1 tRNA gene and 2 rRNA genes are annotated in these 5,444 nt (G+C 58.1%); all 3 read right to left on the bottom strand.

The window, feature by feature from the left end:
* Nucleotides 1-111 precede the first annotated feature (111 nt).
* Nucleotides 112-3,029, bottom strand: a 23S ribosomal RNA gene (locus ACERIT_RS16005).
* Between the two features lie 216 nt (nt 3,030-3,245).
* Nucleotides 3,246-3,317 (bottom strand) — tRNA-Ala (locus ACERIT_RS16000).
* A gap of 160 nt (nt 3,318-3,477) precedes the next feature.
* Nucleotides 3,478-4,948 (bottom strand): 16S ribosomal RNA (locus ACERIT_RS15995).
* The 16S and 23S rRNA genes sit together here with 1 tRNA gene alongside, the layout of an rRNA operon.
* Nucleotides 4,949-5,444 lie beyond the last annotated feature (496 nt).

Raw genomic sequence — 5,444 nt, 5'->3', positions numbered from 1 at the left:
ACACACTCACGTGTGTTCGCGCCTTCTGTCGGTGGTCCCGATCTCCCGATCGGTCAACCGTCTATACGTGCGATCCAGCTTCCGCCTGAACTCAGTCTGTGAGGTGGACCATATGACTGTGGCTCGGTCCATTAGTGCTCGTGGGCTTAACACCTCGTTGCCTTGGTGCGCACACCCCGAGTCTATCTACCTCCTCTTCTAGGAGAGACCTCAAGTGGTACCTCGTTTCCATGTGGGTTTCGAGCTTAGATGCTTTCAGCTCTTACCCCGTGTCGCGTGGCTACCCGGCATCTGCCCTCTCGGACAACCGGTACACCAGTGGCGACCAATCGTAGTTCCTCTCGTACTATACGACCGTTCACGTCAGGTACCGTTAACACCCCCAATAGATAGCAGCCGACCTGTCTCACGACGGTCTAAACCCAGCTCACGACCTCCTTTAATAGGCGAACAACCTCACCCTTGCCCGCTTCTGCACGGGCAGGATGGAGGGAACCGACATCGAGGTAGCAAGCCACCCGGTCGATATGTGCTCTTGCGGGTGACGACTCTGTTATCCCTAAGGTAGCTTTTCTGTCATCTACGGGCCCCATTCCGGAGCCTCGTAGGTTCGCTAGACCACGCTTTCGCGTCAGCGTCACTCGTTAGGAATGACACTGTCAGACTTCCGTGTGCTCTTGCGCTCTTCCTCGGGTTTCCGACCCGAGTGAGGAAATCTTTGGGCGCGCTCGATATCTTTTCGAGCGCGTACCGCCCCAGTCAAACTGCCCGGCTACCGGTGTCCTCCGCCAGGAGTGAGAGTCGCAGTCACTACCGGGTAGTATTTCAATGATGCCTCGGTGGCCCGCTAGCGCGGGTACCTGTGTAACGGCTCCTACCTATGCTGCACAGTAGCGACCACGTCTCAGCGACAGCCTGCAGTAAAGCTCTATAGGGTCTTCGCTTCCCCTTGGGGGTCTCCAGACTCCGCACTGGAACGTACAGTTCACCGGGTCCAACGTTGGGACAGTGGCGCTCTCGTTTATCCATTCATGCAAGCCGCTACTGAAGCGGCAAGGTACTACGCTACCTTAAGAGGGTCATAGTTACCCCCGCCGTTGACGGGTCCTTCGTCCTCTTGTACGAGGTGTTCAGATACCCGCACTGGGCAGGATTCAGTGACCGTACGAGTCCTTGCGGATTTGCGGTCACCTGTGTTGTTACTAGACAGTCGGAGCGCCCGAGTCACTGCGACCTGCTTTCTCCAAAGCAGGCATCCCTTCTTCCGAAGGTACGGGACTAACTTGCCGAATTCCCTAACGTCGGTTCTCCCGACAGACCTTCCCTTTCGCTGGGAGAGCACCTGTGTCGGATCTTGGTACGGACATCACGCTCGTCTTTTCACGGACCCCAGATACCACCGAGTTTCCCTATCTCGGGCTTCGTTCGCTTCGTGCCGTGACGGCATCCACGAACTTCCCCGATTCGACCGGGCGAAGGCCCGGCTCGGTGTTCTCTGCGGTGTCGACTTTTAACGCGTGATGGCACTGGAATATTAACCAGTTTCCCATTTGTCCCCGTCGACTTACGGGGGGACTTAGGACCGGCTAACCCTCGGCTGATTGACAGTGCCGAGGAACCCTTGCTCATCAGGCCGTCGAGGTTCTCACCCGACTATCGCTGCTACTGTGACCAGGATTGTCGTTACCGTTCGGTCCACGCGAGTTCTCACCCGAGCTTCCATCCGAACGCTACGCCGACCTACGCGGTTGCCCTGTAACGGGCACGGCAGGGTCTCGGTGGTAGACTTGAGCCCCGATCATTTTAGGCGCCTCAAACCTCGGCCGGTAAGCTGTTACGCTTTTCTTAGAGGGTAGCTGCTTCTAAGCTCACCTCCCGGCTGTTTAGGGCTTGAGACAACCTTCCAATCGCACTTAGTCTACACTTTGGGACCTTAACCTTGCTCTGGGTTGTTCCCCTCACGGTGCACAGGCTTACCCCGCACACCGGACTCCCCGGGTTGACAGCGTATGCAGGTTCGGAGTTCGACAGGATGGCCGACTCCTCTCGGAGGCGGGTCATCCAATCGGTCGCTCTACCCCGCATACTACCTCGCCGGAGGTCATGCTTCGACATGTTTCGGTCGGAACCAGCTGTTGCCAGGCTCGATGGGCCTTTCACCCCTATACATGAATCACGGGAGGGTATTGTAGGACACCATCCCTAACGGGCCTCCACGTGGCTTTCGCCACGCTTCACCCTGCTCATGCATAGATCGCCTGGTTTCGGGTCGTACCCCGATGGCTCCCCGCGCTTGCACACGGTGGCCCTCGCAATGCTGCGGCCATATCGGTTTCCCTATGCCTCCCCCGATTCTCGGGTTAGACTCGCCATCTGAGGTACACTCCCTGGGTCGTTTTTCAAAACGCACGACACGACGTCGGCTCCCTGTGATTCCTACTGGACGCTCGCGCGTCGCTCGTTACTCACAGAGCCTTGTACGCCCTGTCGTTCTATCGCCAACTGATTTCAGGCCCTATTGCACCGCCCTTCTCGGGGTGCTTTTCAGCGTTCGCTCACGCTACTTGTTCGCTATCGGTCTCGAGGAGTGTTTAGTCTTCCCAGGGGATGCCTGGGGTATTCACAGAGGATATCCGACCCCTGCTACTCTGGAGCTGACGCACGCCATACTTGTGATTCATACGGGGTTGTCACCCTGTCTCACGCTCCATTCCAGGAGACTTCTCAATCACGTTCCGGCGCTGCAAGTCAGTCCGAACACCACATTGCCCGCAAGGGCTTCGGTTTGGACTGTGTCGCGGTCACTCGCGGTTACTAACGACATCGCTATTGCGTTCTCTTCCTCCCCCTACTGAGATGTTTCAATTCGGGGGGTTCCCTATTGCGCAAGGCAATTGTAAAGGGATTCCTATTTGGAAATCCTGAGTTCTTCGCCTCCATGCGGCTCCCTCAGGCTTTTCGCAGCTTGGCACGTCCGTCGTCGGCTCTCGAGCCGAGCCATTCACCAGCTGGCACAGTAGCCAGTATAATATACGTCCACGAACTCACAAACTGAGTTCAGTGGGCGTCTGGATCGCACGTATACACGGTCGTCATCGAAACACCCCGTGGACTTCACGGGGCTGTTCGTCGGACCCTTCCTACTCGCGGTCTCCCGGAGTAGTGCATCGGTCGTCGCGCTTCACTTCCCGTTTCGGAGTGCCCCACTTAAGGGGCTCGTTCTCCGAATGAGAATGAAGCTGACATGGACCCGCTGGGATTCGAACCCAGGGCATCCTCCTTGCAAAGGAGGCACTCTCCCACTGAGCTACGGGCCCACCCGCCTGACGGCGGGTCGGTCTGTGTGTGTCGCGGTGTGTGAACTCGATGGTCCGTTAGTGTCCGGGCTGGCAGCGGTGGACGCGGACGTGACGATCGCGAATCGCTCACGATACGATGTATAAAGATGAGCTCGCCCGAAGGCGAGTCTCGGTCTGTAGGAGGTGATCCAGCCGCAGATTCCCCTACGGCTACCTTGTTACGACTTAAGCCCCCTTGCGAAGCCCAGATTCGATTCCCTCTCAGGAGCCTCATCCGGACCTCACTCGGGTGCTTTGACGGGCGGTGTGTGCAAGGAGCAGGGACGTATTCACCGCGCGCTGCTGACACGCGATTACTACCGAATCCAGCTTCATGTGGGCGAGTTGCAGCCCACAATCCGAACTACGATCAGGTTTGTGAGATTACCGTCTCCTTTCGGAGTAGGAACCCATTGTCCTGACCATTGTAGCCCGCGTGTTGCCCAGCACATTCGGGGCATACTGACCTACCGTTGCCCGTTCCTTCCTCCGTGTTGGCCACGGCGGTCTCCGTACTGTCCCCAGCCACAGTGAGTGCTGCTGGCAAGTACGGATGCGGGTCTCGCTCGTTGCCTGACTTAACAGGACGCCTCACGGTACGAGCTGACGGCGGCCATGCACCTCCTCTCTGTGGCTCGTGGCGAGGTCATCAACCTGACCGTCATTACCACAGTCGATGCTGGTGAGATGTCCGGCGTTGAGTCCAATTAAACCGCAGGCTCCTCCGGTTGTAGTGCTCCCCCGCCAATTCCTTTAAGTTTCATCCTTGCGGACGTACTTCCCAGGCGGCCTGTTTAGCGGCTTCCCTACGGCACAGCACCCGCTCGTAGCGGGGGCCACACCTAACAGGCATCGTTTACGGCTAGGACTACCCGGGTATCTAATCCGGTTCGAGACCCTAGCTTTCGTTCCTCACCGTCGGATCCGTTCTCGCGACGTGCTTTCGCCATCGGCGGTCCGTTCAGGATTACAGGATTTCACTCCTACCCTGGACGTACCCGTCGCGCCTTCCGGTCCCAAGCCTATCAGGTTCCGCCGGACGCCCACGCGTTGAGCACGTGGATTTCCCGACGGACTTGACAGGCCGGCTACGAACGCTTTAGGCCCAATAAGATCGGCCATCACTCGAGCTGCCGGTATTACCGCGGCGGCTGGCACCGGTCTTGCCCAGCTCTTATTCGTTGACCTCCCTACGGTCAACAAAAGCACAGGCACTATGCCTGTGCACTCGGGGTCCCCTTATCGCACTGGCGTGCAGTGTAAAGGTTTCGCGCCTGCTGCGCCCCGTAGGGCCCGGAATCTTGTCTCAGATTCCGTCTCCGGGTTCTTGCTCTCACAACCCGTACCGATTATCGGCACGGTGGGCCGTTACCCCACCGTCTACCTAATCGGCCGCAGCCGCATCCTTCGGCGCCGGAGCGTTTATGACTCTCCCCATTCCAGGATGAAAGTCGTATGACGTATTAGCCTCAGTTTCCCGAGGTTATGCGTCTCCGAAGGGTAGCTTGGCCACGTGTTACGGAGCTATATGCCACGAGTCCGAACTCGTGCGACTAGCATGGCTAAATCGGACCCCGATAGCAATGGCCTCCGGCAGGATCAACCGGAGTGGGATTCCTCGTGTGTGATTCCCCACACGAGGAGGGTGGCGGGATGTCTGACAGTTGAAAACTGTCGTCGATCACCGTCGTATCGTATGATACGATCGTCTATATTGCATGGTCCGAGTCCGGTGTCGCCGGCAGCGCCGGATGACACCGGACCATCGAGCTCACATCAGACGTCAGCTTACGGCGGACCGCAGGGATGACGTCCTCATTGGGGTGGACTTGGTAGTTAGGACTGACAGGCTAAAAGCCCGTCGGCCCAATGCAAGTCCGGGCGAAACCGCCCTGAATTGAACAGGGCGAGTTCGCGTGTGTCGCATTACGTTCCGAGTGGACGCCCGTTGATAAGGGCGTCGGAACGTTCGTCCGACCTGACGGCCGGTGGGTCGCTCCCGGTGAGGGAGCGCCCGTCGCATTTCATTCGAGGAGTGGTGAGTACTTAACCCCGTCGTTCGATCGACGCCACGTCAGGCGTTTTCATGGGAACGCACTCACACGG

Source organism: Halopenitus sp. H-Gu1, from assembly GCF_041821145.1.
Lineage (GTDB): Archaea > Halobacteriota > Halobacteria > Halobacteriales > Haloferacaceae > Halopenitus.
Note: the sequence above shows the minus strand (reverse complement) of the source record. Positions and strands in the feature narration are given on the sequence as shown.